Origin of the sequence: Mesorhizobium sp. B263B2A (assembly GCF_020165775.1) — a bacterium.
Classification (GTDB): Bacteria; Pseudomonadota; Alphaproteobacteria; order Rhizobiales; family Rhizobiaceae; genus Mesorhizobium; species Mesorhizobium opportunistum.
This window is the reverse complement of sequence record NZ_JAIUIU010000034.1, coordinates 1-17,928: the sequence shown is the minus strand read 5'-3', so window position 1 is coordinate 17,928 and position 17,928 is coordinate 1. Positions and strand designations below refer to the sequence as shown.

Here is a 17,928-nt window from a genome sequence, read left to right as displayed (position 1 = left end):
ACACCGCCGCGCAACGACAATAACCAACAAGGGGAACGACCATGACAATCAACAGACGCGAATTGCTCGGATACAGTGCCGCGGCACTCGGGGTGGCCGCCGTTGGCCTGCCGCAAATGGCCAAAGCCGCTGCCGGTGAGCTGACCATCGCCTATAACGTCAACCTACCGTCCTGGGATCCGACCACCGGACCCTCGGCGGTCAACCCGACGATCCAGGGCCTCTACCAGTCGGTGTTCGACCAGTTCATCCCGCAGAAGCCGGACCTGTCCTTCGCGCCGGGCCTGCTCACCGAATGGGGCTGGAACGACGACCGCACCAAGGTGATGATGACGGTGCGCGAAGGCGTCAAATGGCATGACGGCTCGCCCTTCACGCCCGAGGACGTGGTGTGGTCGCTGCAGCGGGCGGGCGACGAAAAGACCGGCAACCCGATCCAGTTCGTCTGGAAGAACGTCAACAACTTCAAGATCGACGGCAACAAGATCACCGGCGATGTCGTGCAGTTCGACCCGGTCTATTTCAAATGGATGTCGTTCCTGACCGGCTACATCCTGCCCAAGGCCTATTACGAGAAGGTAGGCGCCGAAGGTTTCGAGAAAGCGCCGATCGGCACCGGCCCCTACATGGTCGAGAAGTTCGAGCGCAATGCCTTCCTGCGGCTGAAGGCTAATCCGACCTACTGGGGCGGCAAGCCGGCCTTCGAGAATGTGACGATCAAGTTCGTCGCCGATGCGGCGAGCCGCGTCGCCGAGATCGAGTCCGGCTCCTCGCAGGTGACGCTCGAAATCCCCTATGAGGAGTATGACCGGCTGATCGCCAAGGAGGGACTTGCCGGCTCGTGCAAGCCGGTTTCCGACATTGGCATGATCTTCTTCAACGACATTGAAGCGATGCTGGACAAGAATGTCCGCCAAGCCGCCGTCATGGCGGTGGACAAGGAGCTTCTGGTCAAGCGGCTACTGCGGGGCTATGGCCAGCCGATCGCTACGCTGGAGACACCGGAGTATACGGCCTTCGACGCCTCGATCAAGGTCGAGCACAATCCGGAAAAGGCCAAGGAATTGCTGGCAGCCTCGGGCTATTCGCCCGAGAAGCCGGTCAAGTTCACCATCCAGACGACCAAGGGCTTCAAACCCAAGGACTATGAGATGATCCAGGCGATCGTCGGCATGTGGCGCAAGGTCGGCATCGAGGCGACGATCGAGGTCTACGAAATCGCCAAGCACTATGAATTGCGCGCCGCCGACAAGCTGGCGCCAGCCGCCTTCTACAATTGGGGCAATGCCATCGGCGACCCAACCACTTCGACCGGCTTTGCCATGTATGGCCCGAGCCCGCATTCCGTGTGGGACAGCCAGGACCTGATCGACATGATCAACCCGCTATGGGGCGAGAAGGACGAAGCCAAGCGCATTGCCGGCTGGAAGGCGGTCGACAAATACATCGCCGAGCAGGCCTATGTGCTGCCGCTGATGCAGTACGCGCAGCCGATCGTGCATGCCAAGGGCGTCAACGTGGTCCAGCATGTGTCCGGCGCCCTTTTGCCGGCCTTGATGACCCCGGCCTGAGGCAAGCTAGGAGGCATGCCGTCGCAAAGACGGCGTGCCTCTCCAACTTACGCAGGCCCCCTCATCCGGCCCTTCGGGCCACCTTCTCCCCGCCGGGAAGAAGGAACGGGCGCAGCCATCCGTGACCTCTTGTCCCCTCGGGAAAAGGTGGCCGCGAAGCGGCCGGATGAGGGGGCCGTTCGTTCCATCAGTCGCTTATACGCACTGGACTTACGCCGGCATGCTCCTGCAACGCTTCCTGATCCGTCTTTTGACGATGCTGATCACGCTGTTCGGCGTGGCCGTCGTCGTGTTCGTCGTGATCCGCGTCGCGCCCGGCGATCCGATCGCCATGATGCTGCCGCCCGGCGCGACCGATGCCGACATTGCCCGGCTGCGGGCGCTCTATGGGCTCGACAAGACGATCGTGCAGCAATTCTTCATCTGGCTGTCCGGCGTGGCCCGGGGCGATTTCGGCACCTCGATTTCGCTCAGGCAAGATGTGCTCGGCCTTGTCTTCAACCGGCTGCCGGCGACGCTGGAACTCGCCATCGTCGCGCTCGTCATGGCGGTGGCGCTCGGCGGCACGACGGCGGTCCTCGGCGCTCGTGAACGCGGCACCGCGGTCGAGGCCGGCATCGACATCGCCAGCGGGGCGGCACTGTCCATTCCCGACTTCCTGTGGGGCCTGGTGTTGATCCTTTTGTTCGGCGTGCTGGTGCCGATCTTCGACATTTCCGGCCGCGTGTCGCCGCAGCTCGACCTGCCCTTCGTCACCCAGTTCTATCTGTTCGAGAGCATTTTACGCCTGCGCTTCGACCTGACCTGGGACCTGCTGAAGCACATGCTGATGCCGGCTGTGGCGCTGGCGCTGCCGCTGGCCGCGATCATCTCGCAACTGCTGAAGCAGTCGCTGAAGGAAGTGCTCGACCTCGACTATGTCGTGCTGGCGCGGGTGAAGGGGTTTTCGGAAACGCAGGTCATTCTGCGCGAGGCGCTGAAGAACGCCGCTTTGCCGACGCTGACACTGGTCGGCGTGCAGTTCACCTTTCTGATCGGCGGCACGGTCATCGTCGAACGGCTGTTTTCCTATGAGGGCCTCGGCAACATGGCAATCGATGCCGTCATCAACCGCGACCTCCCGCTGATCCAGGGCATCGTGCTGGTCTTCGCGCTGCTCTTCGTGCTGATCAACCTTACCGTCGACATGATGTATGCACTGCTCAATCCGAGGCTGCGCCATGGATAACGCGCGCACCTCACGACGCGGGCTAAGTCCCAGGCTGTGGCTGGCCGGCGGCTGGCTGCTGCTGGCGCTTCTAGCGGCGATCTTGGCACCACTGGTCGCACCGCAGGATCCGCTGGCGCAGGATTTGATGCTGGAACGGCTGCCGCCGTTCTGGATCGATGGAGCCGAACCCGGCTATTGGCTGGGCACAGACAGCCTCGGCCGCGATCTGTTGTCCCGCCTGATCTTCGGCGGACGCATCGCCTTCATCGTCGCCTTTGCCGCGGCCATCGCCGCCTGCCTGGTCGGCTCGACGCTCGGACTGATCGCCGGCTATTTCGGCGGCTGGGCCGACCGCATCATCTCGCGCATCGTCGATGTCTGGATGGCGTTCCCGCCGGTGCTGTTCGCCATCCTTTTGGTTGCCGTGCTCGGCACCGGTCTCAGCTCGGTCATCATCGCCATTGCCGTCATCGACTGGACGCGCTTCTGCCGGGTGATCCGCGCCGAGGCGATGGGCCAGTCGCGCATGGACTATGTCGAGAATGCCCGCATCGCCGGCTATGGCCGCATCGGCATCATGCTGCGCGAAGTGCTGCCCAATGTGGTGCCTTCGATCGTGGCCCTGCTGTCGCTGGAAATGGGCATCGCCGTCATCGTCGAGGCGATCCTGTCCTTCGTCAATCTGTCGATCTCGACCGACGATCCGACCTGGGGCGGCATCATCGCCGAAGGCCGGCTGTCGATCCATCAGGCCTGGTGGGTTCTGGTGTTTCCGCTGGTGACGCTGATCCTCACCGTGCTGTCGTTCAGCCAGTTCGGCGAAGCGCTGAAGACGCGTTTCGACCCGGTGCTGCGATGAGCGCCTGTCTCGACATCGCCAATCTGAGCGCCTTGCTGCCGAACGGCCAACGCGTGCTGCGCTCGGTTTCACTCTCAGTACAGCCCGGCGAGGTCCGCGCGCTGGTCGGCGAGAGCGGCGCTGGCAAGACGATGATCGGCAAGGCGGTGCTCGGCGTATTGCCGTCGAGCGTGCGCATCGTCGAAGGCGACATGCGGCTCGAAGGCGAGGATCTTGGCAAGCTAGCGCCCAAGGCACGGCGCACGCTGATCGGCGCGCGCACGGCTCTGATCCCGCAGGATCCCCTGACCGCACTCAACCCGTCACGCCGCATCGGCTCGCAGATGACCGACCGGCTGGTACGCATTCTCGGCTGGAGCGCAGAGAAGGCCGATACTCGAATTCGCCAGTTGCTGGACGAGGTGCAGATCCGCGACCCCGACCGCGTGCTGAGAAGCTATCCGCACGAGCTTTCCGGCGGCATGCGCCAGCGCGTGCTGATCGCCGCCGCCTTCGCCGCCGAGCCAAGGCTGATCGTTGCCGACGAGCCGACGACGGCGCTCGACGTCACCGTGCAGAAGCAGATCCTGCGGTTGATCGCGCAGTTGCAGCGCGAGCATGGCACGGCGATCCTGTTCGTCACCCACGACCTCGGCGTCGTCGCCAAGATCAGCCAGAAGGTATCGGTGCTCTATGCCGGCAAAGTGGTGGAAGAGGCCGAGACGGCTGCCCTCTTCGCCGCCCCGCAGCATCCCTACACACGGGCGTTGATGGCTGCCACGCCGCGCTACACGGACCCGCTCGCCTCGCTGAAACCGGTCGACGAGGCGGTGCTGACTGGACTGGCTGCCGAGATTGCCGCCGCCGACCAGGCCTGGAGGCGACCGCATGGCTGAGCCGCTGTTTTGCGTGCGCGGGCTGAAGGTCGCGTTGCCCGACATGACGCGCAAGCCGCTGATCGGCCGCGCACCCTTAGCCCAGATTCTGAAGGGTCTCGACTTCGACCTGCCGAGGGGATCGGTGACCGGCATCGTCGGCGAATCCGGTTCCGGCAAATCGACGCTCGGCCGCGCCTTGGTGCGGCTCTCGGAACCCAGCGCCGGCAGCATCCGCTTCGACGGCCGCGATATCACCCATCTGCCGGAGATGGAGCTGCTGCCGTTGCGCCGCGACCTGCAGATGATCTTCCAGGATCCGATGTCGTCGCTCAACCCGCGCCGCACCATCGCCAGCATCATCGCCGCGCCGCTCAAGCAGAACGGCCTTGGCGACAACCTCAAGAGCCGCGTCGCCGAAGCTTTGCAGCGGGTCGGCCTGCCGCAGAGCTTCGCCGGCCGCTACCGCCACGAACTGTCTGGCGGCCAGCGCCAGCGCGTCGGCATTGCGCGCGCACTGGCGCTGTCGCCGAAATTCGTGCTGGCCGACGAGATCGTCTCGGGTCTGGATGTGTCGACGCAGGCGCAGATCCTCACTCTGCTGGAAAAGCTCGCGGCGGAGATGGGGCTGACGGTCGCCTTCATCAGCCACGATCTGTCCGTCATCCGGCGGCTGTGCCAGCAGGTGATCGTCATGCGCGAGGGCGTGATCGTCGAGGCGAGCGCCACCGACGCGCTGTTCGACAAGCCGCGGCAGGCCTACACGCGCGACCTCATCGCAGCCATTCCGCTGCCCGAGATCGATGCGGGCTGGCTGGACATTCCTTCCGCCGCCAAGGCACCGACATGAATGCATATGCACGCCGAAGAGCGGGTCCGGACGTGCGACCACAAAGAGCCAAGTCCCGTCAAATGGAGAGGACCGACATGAAGACCACAATCACAATTGCAACGCTCGCCGCCGCGATGCTCGGCAGCGCCGGCATGGCCACCGCCGGCTCGATCCCGGGCATGCGCGGCCACGATCACACGGGCATCACCGTTCCCGACATGAAGCAAGCGGTCGACTTCTTCACCGAAGTGGTCGGCTGCAAGAAGGCGATGTCGTTCGGCCCGTTCGCCGACGACAAGGGCACCTTCATGCAGGATCTCCTGGGTGTCGATCCCAAGGCTGTCATCGAGCAGGTCACCATGGTCCGCTGCGGCTATGGATCGAACATCGAGCTGTTCAAATACACCGCGCCCGACCAGAAGGACCTGACGCCGAAGAACAGCGACATTGGCGGCTTCCACATCGCCTTCTATGTCGACGATGTCGCCGCCGCCAAAGCCTATCTCGACGGCAAGCGCGTCAAGACAAGGATGGGACCGTTGCCGGTCAAGGAAGGGCCCGCCGCCGGCCAGACCATCCTCTATTTCCAGGCGCCCTGGGGACTGCAACTGGAAGCGATCAGCTATCCCACGGGGATGGCCTATGAGAAGGGCGCCGAGACCGTGCTGTGGAGCCCCAAGAACCCGGAAAAGTGATATTTGGCAGCGCGCTTGCGGAGCGACACGCAAGCGCGCCGCCCCGATGTCGGCCAATGATTTCGGCATAAAACTTTAAGCTTGAAATATCTGGCTTCCGGCGCGATACTTGAGATGCAGCAAGCGAAGAGGAGATCGCACGGATGAAGGTTGCGGTTCTCGGCGGCGGACCAGCCGGCCTCTACTTTGCCATTTCGATGAAGCTCAGGGACGCCGCGCATAATGTGACGGTGTACGAGCGCAACCGCGCCGACGACACGTTCGGCTGGGGCGTCGTGCTGTCGGCCGAGACGCTCGACAATCTGTCGAAGAACGACCCGGTCAGCGCCGTCTGGATCAAGAAGCATTTCGCCTATTGGGACGACATCGCCGTCATCCATGACGGTGTGCGCACAGTCTCGTCGGGCCACGGCTTCTGCGGCATCGGCCGCAAGCGGCTGTTGATCCTGCTGCAGCGGCGCGCGCGCGAACTCGGCGTCAAGCTGATGTTCGAGAGCGATATCGCCGATCCCCGGCCTTACATGGAGACGCACGATCTGGTTGTTGCCGCCGACGGGCTGAACTCCAGGGCGCGCAACAGCTTCGTCGATATCTTCAAGCCCGACATCGACACCCGCAAGTGCAAGTTCGTCTGGCTCGGCACCAACCAGAAATTCGACGACGCTTTCACCTTCATCTTCCAGAAGACCGAGCATGGCTGGGTGTGGGCGCACGCCTACCAGTTCGACAGCGACACCGCGACCTTCATCGTCGAGTGCAGCGAACAGACCTGGGCTGCCTTCGGCTTCGGCGCGATGACGCAGCAGGAATCGATCGCCGTTTGCGAGAAGATCTTCGCCAAACATCTTGGTGGTCATTCGCTGATGACCAATGCCAACCACATCCGTGGCTCGGCGTGGATCAATTTCCCGCGCGTCTTGTGCGAGCGCTGGTCTTACAAGAACCTGGCCTTGATGGGCGACGCGGCGGCATCGGCGCATTTCTCGATCGGTTCCGGCACCAAGCTCGCACTGGAAAGCGCCGTGGCGCTGGCCGAGTATGTCGAGACCGAACCGGATCTCGACGCAGCCTTCCGCAAATATGAGGATGCGCGGCGCACCGAGGTGCTGAAGCTGCAGTCGGCGGCACGCAACTCGCTGGAATGGTTCGAGGAAGTCGAGCGCTATCTCGGCCTCGATCCGGTGCAGTTCAACTATTCGCTTTTGACCCGCTCGCAGCGCATCAGCCACGAGAATTTGCGGCTGCGCGATGCCGAATGGCTGGGTGGCGCGGAAGAATGGTTCCAGCGCCAGGCCGGCGCCGGCGGCAACAGCCTGCGCCGCGCGCCGATGTTCGCCCCGTTCAAGCTGCGCGACATGCAGCTCAGCAACCGCGTCGTCGTCTCGCCGATGGCGCAGTACAAGGCCGTCGACGGCTGCCCGACCGACTGGCATTTCACCCATTATGCCGAGCGGGCCAAGGGCGGCGCCGGCCTCATTTATATCGAGATGACCTGCGTCAGCCCCGAGGGACGGATCACGCCCGGCTGTCCCGGTTTCTACGCGCCCGAACACGAGGTGGCATGGAAGCGGCTGGTCGATTTCGTCCACACCGAGACCGAGGCCAAGATCTGCGCCCAGATCGGCCATTCCGGCGCCAAGGGCTCGACCCGGCTCGGCTGGGAAGGCACCGACGTGCCGCTGACCTCGGGCAACTGGCCGGTCATGGCGGCGTCGGCCGTCGCGTGGTCGCCGCAGAATCAGATGCCGAAGGCGATGGACCGCGCCGACATGGACCAGGTGCGCGACGAATTCGTGGCTTCGGCCGAGATGGCCGACCGATGCGGCTTCGACATGCTCGAGATCCACGCCGCGCACGGTTATCTGTTGTCGTCCTTCATCACGCCGGTCACCAACCGGCGCACGGATCAATATGGCGGTTCGCTGGAAAACCGCATGCGCTATCCCCTCGAAATCTTCCGCGCTGTGCGTGCCGCCTGGCCGGCACAAAAACCGATCTCGATGCGCATTTCGGCCAATGACTGGGTCGGCATCGACGGCGTGACACCGGCCGACGCGGTCGAAATCGCAAGACTGCTGCATGAAGCCGGTGTCGACATCTGCGACGTCTCGGCCGGCCAGACGTCGGTATTGGCGAAACCGGTCTACGGCCGCATGTTCCAGACGCCGTTTTCCGACCGCATCCGCAACGAGGTTGGCATGGCCACGATGGCTGTCGGCAACATCTATGAACCCGACCATGTGAATTCGATCCTGATGGCCGGCCGCGCCGACCTGGTGGCACTGGCCCGGCCGCATCTCGCCGATCCCTACTGGACGCTGCATGCCGCCGTGACGCTCGGCGACCGCGGCGTGAAGTGGCCCGATCCCTATCTGCCCGGACGCGACCAGCTCTACCGCCTGGCTGAACGCGATGCCGCCGCGGGGCTGAAAGTATGACGGGCGCGACCGGGATCCCCAGCAAGCACGCGCTGGTCACCGGTGGCGGTTCCGGCGTCGGCCGGGCCATCGCGCTGGCGCTGGCGGGCGCCGGCATCGACGTCACCATTTGCGGTCGCCGGGAAGCCGAGCTTGCCAAGGTGGCCGGCGAAAGCGACCGCATCTTTGGCATCACTGCCGATGTCACCAACGAGGAGTCTATGGCCTCGCTCTATGAAGCGGCGGAAGCTGCGCGGGGGGCCTTCGACATCGTCGTCGCCAATGCCGGCATGGCCGGCAGCATGCCGGCGCACAAGACGACGCTCGCCGATTGGCAGCGCACGCTGGACGTCAATTTGACCGGCGCCTTCCTGACGGTGAAGCCGGCACTGGCGGGAATGGCCGCGCGCAAGGCAGGGCGGATCGTGTTCATCGCCTCCACGGCCGGATTGAAAGGCTACGCCTATGTCGCGCCTTACGTCGCCGCCAAGCATGGCGTCGTCGGCCTGATGCGGGCTCTTGCCGCCGAGACGGCGAAATCCGGCGTCACTGTCAACGCCGTGTGTCCGGGTTTCGTGGAGACCGACATGCTGGAACAGTCCATCCAGCGCATCATCGAAAAGACCGGCCGCTCGGCCGAGGAAGCGCGAACAAGCCTCGCCTCGACCAACCCGCAAGGCCGCTTCATCCAGCCGCAAGAGGTTGCCGCCGCCGTGCTGTGGCTGTGCGGCGACGCGGCGCAATCGATCACCGGACAGGCGATTTCCATCTCGGGAGGTGAAACATGGTAGCCGGCCCCCTGCCCGCGCCATCGGGACCCGGCAAGGACCGCTTGCGCCTGTGGATCAGGCTGCTGCGTGCCTCGCGCACCATCGAGGCCGAACTGCGCGAGCGGCTGAAGAAGGACTTCAACACGACGCTGCCGCGCTTCGACGTGATGGCTGCACTTTATCGCGCCCCGGAAGGCATGCTGATGAGCGACCTGTCGCGCTTCCTTTTGGTGTCCAACGGCAATGTCACCGGCATTGTCGACCGGTTGGTCTCGGAAGGGCTGGTGGCCCGCGCGCGCCGCAACGGCGACCGCCGCACCTCGATGGTGCGGCTGACCGATGAAGGCACCAAATCCTTTGCCACCATCGCCGCCGCGCATGAGGGCTGGATCGGTGAACTGCTGGGCAAGGTCAGCGAGGACGACGCGCGACGGCTGACAGGCATGCTGACCTCATTCCGCAGCAACTGGGAGGGACGCGAATGACCGGGATGGCCGGGCTCAAGCCGAAGCATTTCCTCTGGGAAGTCGAGGGCAGGATCGCCAAGGTCCGGCTCGACCGGCCGGAGCGCAAGAATCCGCTGACCTTCGACAGCTATGCGGAACTGCGCGACACGTTCCGCGACCTCGTCTATGCCGACGATGTCGATGCCGTCGTGTTCTTGTCCAACGGCGGCAATTTCTGCTCCGGCGGCGATGTCCACGACATTATCGGCCCGCTGGTCAAGATGGACATGAAAGAGCTCCTGGCCTTCACCCGCATGACCGGCGATTTCGTCAAGGCGATGCTGAACTGCGGCAAGCCGATCATCGCGGCGGTCGACGGCGTCGCGGTCGGCGCCGGCGCCATCATCGCCATGAGCTCCGATATCCGCATCGCCACGCCGGAAGCCAAGACCGCCTTCCTGTTCACGCGCGTCGGCCTCGCCGGCTGCGACATGGGCGCCTGCGCGATCCTGCCGCGCATCATCGGCCAGGGTCGGGCGGCCGAACTGCTCTACACCGGCCGCACCATGACGGCCGCCGAGGGCGAGCGCTGGGGGTTCTATAACAGGCTGGTCGATGCCGCAGCGCTCGAGGCCGACGCGCTCGACATGGCGGCGCGGATCGTCTCCGGCCCGACTTTTGCCCACGGCATCACCAAGACGCAGTTGAACCAGGAATGGTCGATGGGCCTCGACCAGGCGATCGAGGCCGAGGCACAGGCGCAGGCGATCTGCATGCAGACGCGCGATTTCGAGCGGGCGTACCGGGCGTTCGTGGCCAAGGAAAAGCCGGTGTTCGAGGGGGATTGAGATGGGCGGTTTTTTGGAGACGTTGGCGGGACAGCGCCCCCCTCTGTCCTGCCGGACATCTCCCCCTCTAGGGGGGAGATCGGCTGTCGTACATGCTTTCGCAAATCGCCAGCGCCGCAAGATGGGCGCCGGCGCCCAAGCTGCCAATCTCCCCCCTAGAGGGGGAGATGTCCGGCAGGACAGAGGGGGGCGCCGTAGAGCGCAACGCCTCAACCGCGGAGGCACCAATGCCTGACCGTTCCTTCCTCAACTGGCCGTTCTTCGAAACCCGCCATCGCGACCTCGCTGAGCGCCTCGAAACCTGGTGCGCCAAAAACCTCCCCGTCGATCACCACGACGTCGACGCCGCCTGCCGCGAACTCGTGGCGAAACTTGGCCGCGACGGCTGGTTGAAACCGACGGCGCTCGACACGGACAATCCCGCACCACTCGACGTGCGCACTCTGTGCATCACGCGCGAGACGCTGGCGCGCCATGATGGGCTGGCCGACTTCGCCTTTGCCATGCAAGGATTGGGCACTGGCGCGCTCAGCCTGTTCGGCACGCCGGAGCAGCAGCAATGGCTTTCGAAGACACGCGCCGGCAAGGCGATTTCGGCCTTTGCCTTGTCGGAACCGCGCTCCGGATCGGATGTCGCCAACACCGAGATGACGGCGACCCGGGATGGCGACGGCTATGTGCTTACGGGCGAGAAGACCTGGATCTCCAATGGCGGCATCGCCGATCTCTATGTCGTCTTTGCCCGCACCGGCGAGGCGCCGGGCGCCAAGGGGCTCTCGGCCTTCCTCGTGCCTGGCGACGCCAAGGGACTTGGCATCGCCGAGCGTCTCGAAGTGATCGCGCCGCATCCGCTGGCGCGGCTGTCCTTCGATCAGGTCCGCCTGCCTGCCTCCGCACTGATCGGCAAGCCCGGCGACGGCTTTCGTATCGCCATGTCGGTGCTGGACGTGTTTCGCTCGACCGTCGGCGCGGCGGCGCTCGGCTTTGCCCGCCGCGCGCTGGATGAGAGCATCAAGAGGGTGGCCGAGCGCAAGCTGTTCGGCGCGCCGATGGGCGAACTGCAGATGGTGCAGGGACACATCGCCGACATGGCTCTCGACGTCGACGCGGCGGCCCTTCTGGTCTACCGCGCCGCCTGGACCAAGGACATGGGCGCGGCCCGGGTGACGCGCGAGGCGGCAATGGCCAAGCTGTTCGCCACCGACAAGGCGCAAGAGGTGATCGACAAGGCCGTGCAGCTGCATGGCGGCGACGGGGTCCGCAAAGGCCATATCGTCGAAAGCCTGTATCGCGAGATCCGCGCGCTGCGCATCTATGAGGGCGCCTCGGACGTGCAGAAAGTGGTCATCGCGCGGCAAGTGATGGGCGCGGCCTGACGGCGAGCGGCATTCGATTTTGAGACTTGGATTTTTTTGAAATACCGGGAGGCTTGAAATGCACGAGATTTTGCAGCCGGAGGGCTGGGCCAAACCGGTCGGCTACGCCAATGGCGTCGCGGCGCGCGGTCGGCTCGTCTTCGTCGGCGGACAGGTCGGCTGGAACGGACAATGCCAGTTCGAAACCGACGATTTTGTCGGCCAGGTGCGGCAGACCCTTGCGAACATCGTGGCGGTACTGGCCGAGGCGGGCGCCATGCCGCAGCACATCACCTCAATGACCTGGTATTTCACCGACAAGGCCGAATACCTGGCCAATCTCAGGGGGATCGGCGAGGCCTACCGCGAGGTGATCGGCCGGCATTTTCCGGCGATGGCCGCCATGCAGGTGACGGCGCTGGTCGAGGACCGCGCCAAGGTGGAGATCCAGGCGACGGCGGTTATCCCGGAATAAAGAATTCGTTGTTCCCGGAATAATTTATGCGCGCAGCTCCGCCTTCCGTAAAATCGGCAGCACATGGTCGCAGAAATAGGGCAGCTCCTGCGTGTAATTGACGAAGGACAGGGCGATGCCTTGGTAGCCATGTCCGGCAATGGCGGCCATGTCGGCAGCAATCGTTTCCGGCGTCCCAATCAGCGGATAGGTGCCGGCGCCGCCGGCGAAACGCTGCCGATAGCGGTCATAGGCATGCGGGTCGTGCGACTGCGAGAATTCCTTCTTGCCGGCCATATGGGCATCGACCGCGTCGTGGTCGGCCATATCGACGGCATAGCGCGTGTAATAGGCCTGCGCCTCCTCCATGGTCGGGCGGCAGACGACATGCGCCACGGTGTAGACGCCGACATCCCGGCCCACTCTGTCGGCCCGCTCGCTGATGTCGGCGACATGCTTGCCGGCGTCACCCATCTCCGAGAAGGTCGTGAACAGATAGTCGCATCGGGCGGCGGCGAAATCGCGGCCCGGGCCGCCGAACGCGGCGTTCATGGTCACCGGGCGCGGAACCTGCAGGCTGACTGGCCGGCTGACGGCTTCCTTGAGACGATAGTAGGTGCCCTCATAGTCGAGAGGCTCGCTCGATGCATAAAGCCTTTCGAGTATCTCGATCCATTCCGCAGCCTGGTCGTAGCCCTTTTCGACGAGCGGCGTGCCGAACATGCCGAATTCCCTAGGGTTCCAGCCGCAGACGATGTTGAGGCCGGCGCGGCCCTGGCTGATGTGGTCGACCGTTGCCAGCGCCTTGGCGGCATAGAGCGGATGCACCAGCGGCACATGCACGGTCATGAACAGGCCGATCCTGTCGGTGGCCATGGCGAGCGCCGCCGCCCAGGTAAAAGTCTCGAACGACCATTCGCGCACATTGTTGCGGCCGCCAAAGCCGCGCCAGCGGGCGATCGGCAGCATGAACTCCAGGCCCGCGCGGTCGGCGATTTGCGCTGCCGTCAGATTGTCCTGCCAGCTTGCCGTCCAGCGTTCCGGCACATCGGTGATGGCCAGGCCGCCATCGGCATTGGTGGAAAAGACGCCGAGCTTCAGTTTGTTGGGACCGTGCAGGGGATGTGGTTTCATGTCGCGACCTCCCGGCGAAGGTTGCACGCTACGGCCCCGCGAAAATATTTCAAGCATGAAATAGCTTCGTCCGGCGATGGTTTGCGGATATGAATCCAGGCAGCATGAAAAAGGGGACGGCATGAGCGAATTCCGCCAGAAATGCATCGGCAGGACGAACCTCGTCGGTTCCTTCGCCGCCATTCCTCATCCCGTCGCGGTCGAAGTGATGGCGCAGTCCGGCCTCGATTTCCTCTGCATCGACTGGGAGCATGCCCAGATTTCGCGCGACATGATCGAGACCATGGTGCGTGCGGCCGATGTCCACCGCGTGCCGGCGATGGTGCGCGTTCCCGGCCATGCGCCGGAAGCGATCCAGGCCGCACTCGACAGCGGCGCGCAAGGCGTGCTGGTGCCGCGCGTCTCGACCGCCGCCCAGGCGCAAGCAGCGGTGAAGGCATCTCGCTATCCGCCGAAGGGCGAGCGCGGCGTCGGACCCGGCCGGGCCGCCGGCTATGGCTATCGCATTCCCGAATATCTGGCCGGCGCCAACGACAGGATCGTCGTCGCGGTCCAGGTCGAGACAGCGGAGGGGTTGGCCAACATCGAGGCGATCGCGGCCGTGGAAGGCGTCGACATGGTCTTCGTCGGTCCCGGCGATCTCTCGGTGTCGATCGATGCGATCGGGCCGAAGGGCGCTGACAGGCTCACGGATGCAATCCGGACGATCATCGGCGCGACGGTCGCCCATGGCAGGACATCGGGCATATTTTGCGCCAGCCCGCAGAATGTCGGCCGATGGGCGGCCATCGGGGCGAGTTTCTTCGTGCTGGCCAGCGACACGATGTTTCTTGGCGCCGGCACCGCGGCCAACTGTGCCGCCGCACGCGACGAATTGGCTTGAGGCGGGCGCAGCCAGGCAAAAAGGCGTATCGGCCACACAACAGGCCAGCCAAGCTTTTTAAGCTTAAAACTTTCGCCTTGAAAAGCGCCTCACTTTGGATAGCATTCAAAGTCGATGGGCGACTGCCGTGCCAAAGGGGTTGCCGGCCAGTCCGTCGTCGAGTTCGGGGTGGGAGGGGTTCAGTCCTTGTCGTTTGTACCGGCCCAGTCATCGTCGAACGCGCGCTATGCTTTCGATGGCGTGCGCGCCCGTGATCCGCATACAGTGAATCTCACCAATCGCGCGCGCAGGGTCGCCGCTATGAATTGACGCCCCGCTGGGAGGTGGGACGGCAAGAAACCGTGCGGGGGAACCCGCCCGATCAACAACCAGAGGGAACACCCCAGAGGGACCAACCAATGAAGCTCACCCGTCGCAATCTCATCCTGCTCGCGGCCACCATCGGTATCGCCGCCGGCCCTGCCACCGCCTATGCCGCCGATGTGCTCAATGTCGGCGCCTACCCGACCAATCCGCCCTTCGAGTACAAAAACGAGAGCGGCACCTTCGAGGGTTTCGAGGTCGACATCGTCAACGAAGCGGCCAAGCGCGCCGGCATGACCACCGACATCGCCGATCTCGGCTTCCAGGCCTTGTTCGCCGCTACCACCTCGAAGCGCATCGATGTCGCGATCTCGTCGATCACCATCACGCCGGAGCGGCTGAAGTCGCAGTCCTTCACGCAGCCCTACTATGATTCCGACATGGGCATCGCCACGAAGACCGACAGCGCAATCAGTACCGAGGCCGACCTCAAGGGCAAGATCGTCGGCGTGCTTTCGGGCTCGACCGGCGAGACCTGGGTCAAGGGGCACCAGGAAGCCGACGGCTTCAGCGACGTGAAGGGCTACGACACGCAGCAGAACCTGCTGCTCGACCTCAGCGCCGGCCGCGTCGATGCCGCCGTCAGCGACATTCCGGGCATGGAATACTCGTTCACCAAGATGAAGGATTTGAAGGTCAAGCAGCGCATCAAGACCGGCGAACAGTACGGCCTGATGATGACCAAGGACCATCCGCTGCTCGGCAAGCTGAACGACGCGCTGACCGCGATGAAAAAGGACGGCACGCTGGCCGCGATCCACAAGAAGTGGTTCGGCAGCGACGCGCCGGCCGATTCGTCGACCGTCAAGGAAATGCCGCTGCCGAAGGCCTGAGCGGCAATGCATTGACATCGTGCCGGCCTTCCACGCCGGCACGATTCATTTCATGCTCCGGCACCGACTGCCGCAGGCCATCCCGCTGCAGGCGCGGGTCAACTGGTTTCAACCTGAGCATCCGTTGCTCTCGGGAACGCTCCCATGTCGCTGATCGACACTTTCTTCAACGCCGATGTCATCGCGTCGAGCCTGCCGGCGCTGTTGCGCGGTTTCCTGAACACGCTGCTGCTCGGAATCCTGAGCATCGGCATCGGCATCCCCATCGGACTGGTGATCAGCCTGCTGCGGCTCTATGCACCGAAGCCGCTGCGGTGGCTGGCGGTCGGCTACACCGACATTTTCCGGGCCCTGCCGGTGCTGGTGGTGCTGATCCTGATCTATTACGCGCTGCCCTTCCTCGGCATTCGCCTGTCGTCCTGGGCGTCCGCCGTGACGGCGTTCGCCATCATCATGTCGGCCTATTCGGCGGAAGTGTTCCGCTCCGGCATAGAGAGCATTCCGCGCGGCCAGTTCGAGGCGTCGCAGGCGCTTGGCCTGCCGTTCCTTTTGACCCTGCGCAAGGTGGTGCTGCCGCAAGCGGTGCGCGTGGTGATCCCGCCGATGACCAGCAATTGCGTCTCGATGTTCAAGGACACCTCGCTCGCCTCGACGGTGGCGCTGCCGGAACTCTTGAAAGAAGCAACCAATGCGCAATCGCTCTACGCCAATCCCTCGCCGCTGATCGGCGCGGCGCTGGTCTATCTCATCTTCCTCTGGCCGATGGTCCGCCTCGTCAGCCTGCTTGAAGACCGCTTCAAGACCGAAAAGACGCGCTGAGCTCGCCAACCTAACCCACCCCGACCAAGTCCTTCGCAGGAGCCTGCCCGTGAACAAGCACCAAACCGACAATGCGAGCGCCGCCGCGTTCCCCGTCGACGCCATCCGCGCCATGTTTCCCGCTCTGCAACGGGCCGGCGATTTCATCTTCCTGGACAACGCCGCCGGCGCGCAGATCCCGCAGAGCGTGCTCGACGCGGTGACCAACCATCTGGTTTCGCACAATGTGCAGCGCGGCGGCCGCTATGGCCGCAGCGTCACCGTCGACCAATCGGTTGCCGACGCGCGCGAGAGCGTGGCGCTGCTGATCAACGCCTACAGCCCGGCGGAAATCTGCTTCGGCATGAACGCCACCTCGTTCATCCGACTGGTCAGCCTCGGCATCGGCCAAATGCTTGCCAAGGACACGGAAGGAGAGCGCGACGAGATCGTCATCACCGACATGGACCACGATGCCAACATCGCCACGTGGCTCGCGCTGGAACCCGCCGGCGCCAAATTCAAGTGGTGGCGGATGCGCGAGGACGGCAATTTGCATGTCGACGATCTGCGCCCGCTGGTCTGCGAGCGCACCCGCCTCGTCGCCTGCACGGTGACGGCGCATTCGATCGGCTCGATCGTCGATGTCGCTTCCGTGGCAAAAATTGCGCACGCGGCCGGCGCGGAAGTGTTCCTCGACTGCGTCCATTACGGACCGCACGGGCTGATCGACGTGCAGGCCTGGGACTGCGACTATCTCGTCTGCTCCGGCTACAAGAACTTCTCGCCACATATGGGCTTCCTGTGGGGCCGCTTCGAAACGCTGAAGCGGCTGCCGACCTTCCGCGAGGATTTCATCCCCGACGAGCCGCCCTACAAGGTCGAGGCCGGCACCTTCATCTACGAGAACGTGTCGGGCATGGATGCCGCCGTGCAGTATCTGGAACTGATCGGCCGCAATCTAGCACCTTCCAACAACCGCTCGCGGCGCGAGAACATCGTCGCCGGCATGGGCGCCATCCGTGACTATGAGCTGCTTTTAGCGCGCGAGATGCTGGCTGTGCTGAAAGGGTGTGGGGCGACAATCTACGGCGTCGCCGAGGAGGGCCGCATCCATGAGCGCGTGCCGACTTTCTGCTTCAACATCGGCAAGTTGTCGCCGCAACGGATCGTCGAGGAAATGGCCGAGATGCAGATCGGCATCCGCGACGGCCACATGTATGCCCCGCGCCTGATGAAGCGGCTCAATTTGTCGATGGACAGCGGCGCCATCCGCGCCTCGCTGGTCCACTATAACACCGTCGAGGAGATCCACCGTTTCGGCGAGGCGTTGCGCGCAATTGTTGCGAAGCTGTCGTGAGCTGATCTCTTCGCGAGATGCCGGCGGGACAGCGCCCCCCTCTGTCCTGCCGGACATCTCCCCCACAAGGGGGGAGATTGGACGTCATCGCGGCTTTCGCTAATCGTCAACGCCTCAGCGATAAGCGGGGCGCCGAAGCTGCTAATCTCCCCCCTTGTGGGGGAGATGTCCGGCAGGACAGAGGGGGGCGCGAAGGATCGCTATCTTCGCGGTATGGCGATCTCCGCGACGGACCACCTTCGCCTG

Annotated in this window: 17 protein-coding genes; 16 read left to right on the top strand and 1 reads right to left on the bottom strand. The window is 64.2% G+C overall.

The features are described 5' to 3' along the window. The first annotated feature begins 41 nt into the window (after positions 1 to 41). The 12 genes from LB568_RS30390 to LB568_RS30335 all read left to right on the top strand — a co-directional run bounded on the left by LB568_RS30390 (position 42) and on the right by LB568_RS30335 (position 12,332). A complete protein-coding gene (locus LB568_RS30390) occupies positions 42 to 1,571 on the top strand; it encodes an ABC transporter substrate-binding protein (RefSeq protein WP_224732097.1) in 1,530 nt (509 codons plus the stop codon). A gap of 220 nt (positions 1,572 to 1,791) precedes the next feature. Further along, a complete protein-coding gene (locus LB568_RS30385; protein WP_140570243.1) occupies positions 1,792 to 2,799 on the top strand; it encodes an ABC transporter permease in 1,008 nt (335 codons plus the stop codon). Beyond that, complete coding sequence (locus LB568_RS30380) at positions 2,792 to 3,640, top strand: ABC transporter permease (protein WP_224732096.1); 849 nt, start codon at positions 2,792 to 2,794, stop codon at positions 3,638 to 3,640. Before LB568_RS30385 ends, LB568_RS30380 begins: the two co-directional genes overlap by 8 nt. Next, the gene (locus LB568_RS30375; protein WP_224732095.1) at positions 3,637 to 4,515 is read left to right on the top strand and encodes an ABC transporter ATP-binding protein; all 879 of its coding nucleotides are present in this window, start codon (positions 3,637 to 3,639) and stop codon (positions 4,513 to 4,515) included. Before LB568_RS30380 ends, LB568_RS30375 begins: the two co-directional genes overlap by 4 nt. Next, positions 4,508 to 5,344 carry an ATP-binding cassette domain-containing protein gene (locus LB568_RS30370; protein WP_224732094.1) on the top strand — a complete coding sequence of 279 codons (837 nt, stop codon included), beginning with the start codon at positions 4,508 to 4,510 and terminating at the stop codon, positions 5,342 to 5,344. Before LB568_RS30375 ends, LB568_RS30370 begins: the two co-directional genes overlap by 8 nt. Positions 5,345 to 5,421: 77 nt before the next feature. Then, positions 5,422 to 6,021: a VOC family protein gene (locus tag LB568_RS30365; RefSeq protein WP_224732093.1), complete on the top strand. Its 600-nt coding sequence runs from the start codon at positions 5,422 to 5,424 to the stop codon at positions 6,019 to 6,021. A gap of 143 nt (positions 6,022 to 6,164) precedes the next feature. Further along, positions 6,165 to 8,459 (top strand): bifunctional salicylyl-CoA 5-hydroxylase/oxidoreductase, encoded by a 2,295-nt coding sequence (locus LB568_RS30360; protein ID WP_224732092.1) that lies wholly within the window; start codon positions 6,165 to 6,167, stop codon positions 8,457 to 8,459. Beyond that, the gene (locus LB568_RS30355) at positions 8,456 to 9,229 is read left to right on the top strand and encodes an SDR family NAD(P)-dependent oxidoreductase (protein ID WP_224732091.1); all 774 of its coding nucleotides are present in this window, start codon (positions 8,456 to 8,458) and stop codon (positions 9,227 to 9,229) included. The genes LB568_RS30360 and LB568_RS30355 overlap by 4 nt, the downstream gene beginning before the upstream one ends. Beyond that, on the top strand, positions 9,223 to 9,693 hold the full coding sequence (locus LB568_RS30350; RefSeq protein WP_013891350.1) for a MarR family winged helix-turn-helix transcriptional regulator: 471 nt from the start codon (positions 9,223 to 9,225) through the stop codon (positions 9,691 to 9,693). The genes LB568_RS30355 and LB568_RS30350 overlap by 7 nt, the downstream gene beginning before the upstream one ends. After that, positions 9,690 to 10,502 (top strand): enoyl-CoA hydratase family protein, encoded by an 813-nt coding sequence (locus tag LB568_RS30345; protein WP_224732090.1) that lies wholly within the window; start codon positions 9,690 to 9,692, stop codon positions 10,500 to 10,502. Before LB568_RS30350 ends, LB568_RS30345 begins: the two co-directional genes overlap by 4 nt. Positions 10,503 to 10,729: 227 nt before the next feature. Beyond that, positions 10,730 to 11,878, top strand: a complete 1,149-nt coding sequence (locus LB568_RS30340) for an acyl-CoA dehydrogenase family protein (RefSeq protein WP_224732089.1) — start codon at positions 10,730 to 10,732, stop codon at positions 11,876 to 11,878. A 58-nt stretch (positions 11,879 to 11,936) separates the two neighbouring features. Further along, positions 11,937 to 12,332 carry a RidA family protein gene (locus LB568_RS30335; protein WP_224732088.1) on the top strand — a complete coding sequence of 132 codons (396 nt, stop codon included), beginning with the start codon at positions 11,937 to 11,939 and terminating at the stop codon, positions 12,330 to 12,332. 24 nt (positions 12,333 to 12,356) lie between these two features. On the opposite strand, the gene LB568_RS30330 is transcribed toward LB568_RS30335, so the two are convergent. Beyond that, positions 12,357 to 13,445 carry an LLM class flavin-dependent oxidoreductase gene (locus tag LB568_RS30330; protein WP_224732087.1) on the bottom strand — a complete coding sequence of 363 codons (1,089 nt, stop codon included), beginning with the start codon at positions 13,443 to 13,445 and terminating at the stop codon, positions 12,357 to 12,359. A 121-nt stretch (positions 13,446 to 13,566) separates the two neighbouring features. Between LB568_RS30330 and LB568_RS30325 the strand changes: the two genes are divergently transcribed. The 4 genes from LB568_RS30325 to LB568_RS30310 all read left to right on the top strand — a co-directional run bounded on the left by LB568_RS30325 (position 13,567) and on the right by LB568_RS30310 (position 17,682). Then, the gene (locus LB568_RS30325) at positions 13,567 to 14,328 is read left to right on the top strand and encodes an HpcH/HpaI aldolase family protein (protein WP_224732086.1); all 762 of its coding nucleotides are present in this window, start codon (positions 13,567 to 13,569) and stop codon (positions 14,326 to 14,328) included. A 398-nt stretch (positions 14,329 to 14,726) separates the two neighbouring features. Further along, positions 14,727 to 15,524, top strand: coding sequence for an ABC transporter substrate-binding protein (locus LB568_RS30320; RefSeq protein ID WP_224732085.1), 798 nt, complete (start codon positions 14,727 to 14,729; stop codon positions 15,522 to 15,524). Between the two features lie 144 nt (positions 15,525 to 15,668). Further along, positions 15,669 to 16,343, top strand: a complete 675-nt coding sequence (locus LB568_RS30315) for an amino acid ABC transporter permease (protein WP_023766380.1) — start codon at positions 15,669 to 15,671, stop codon at positions 16,341 to 16,343. A 49-nt stretch (positions 16,344 to 16,392) separates the two neighbouring features. Next, entirely contained in the window at positions 16,393 to 17,682 is a 1,290-nt protein-coding gene (locus LB568_RS30310; protein WP_224732084.1) for a cysteine desulfurase-like protein, read from the top strand. The last annotated feature ends 246 nt before the right edge of the window (positions 17,683 to 17,928 follow it).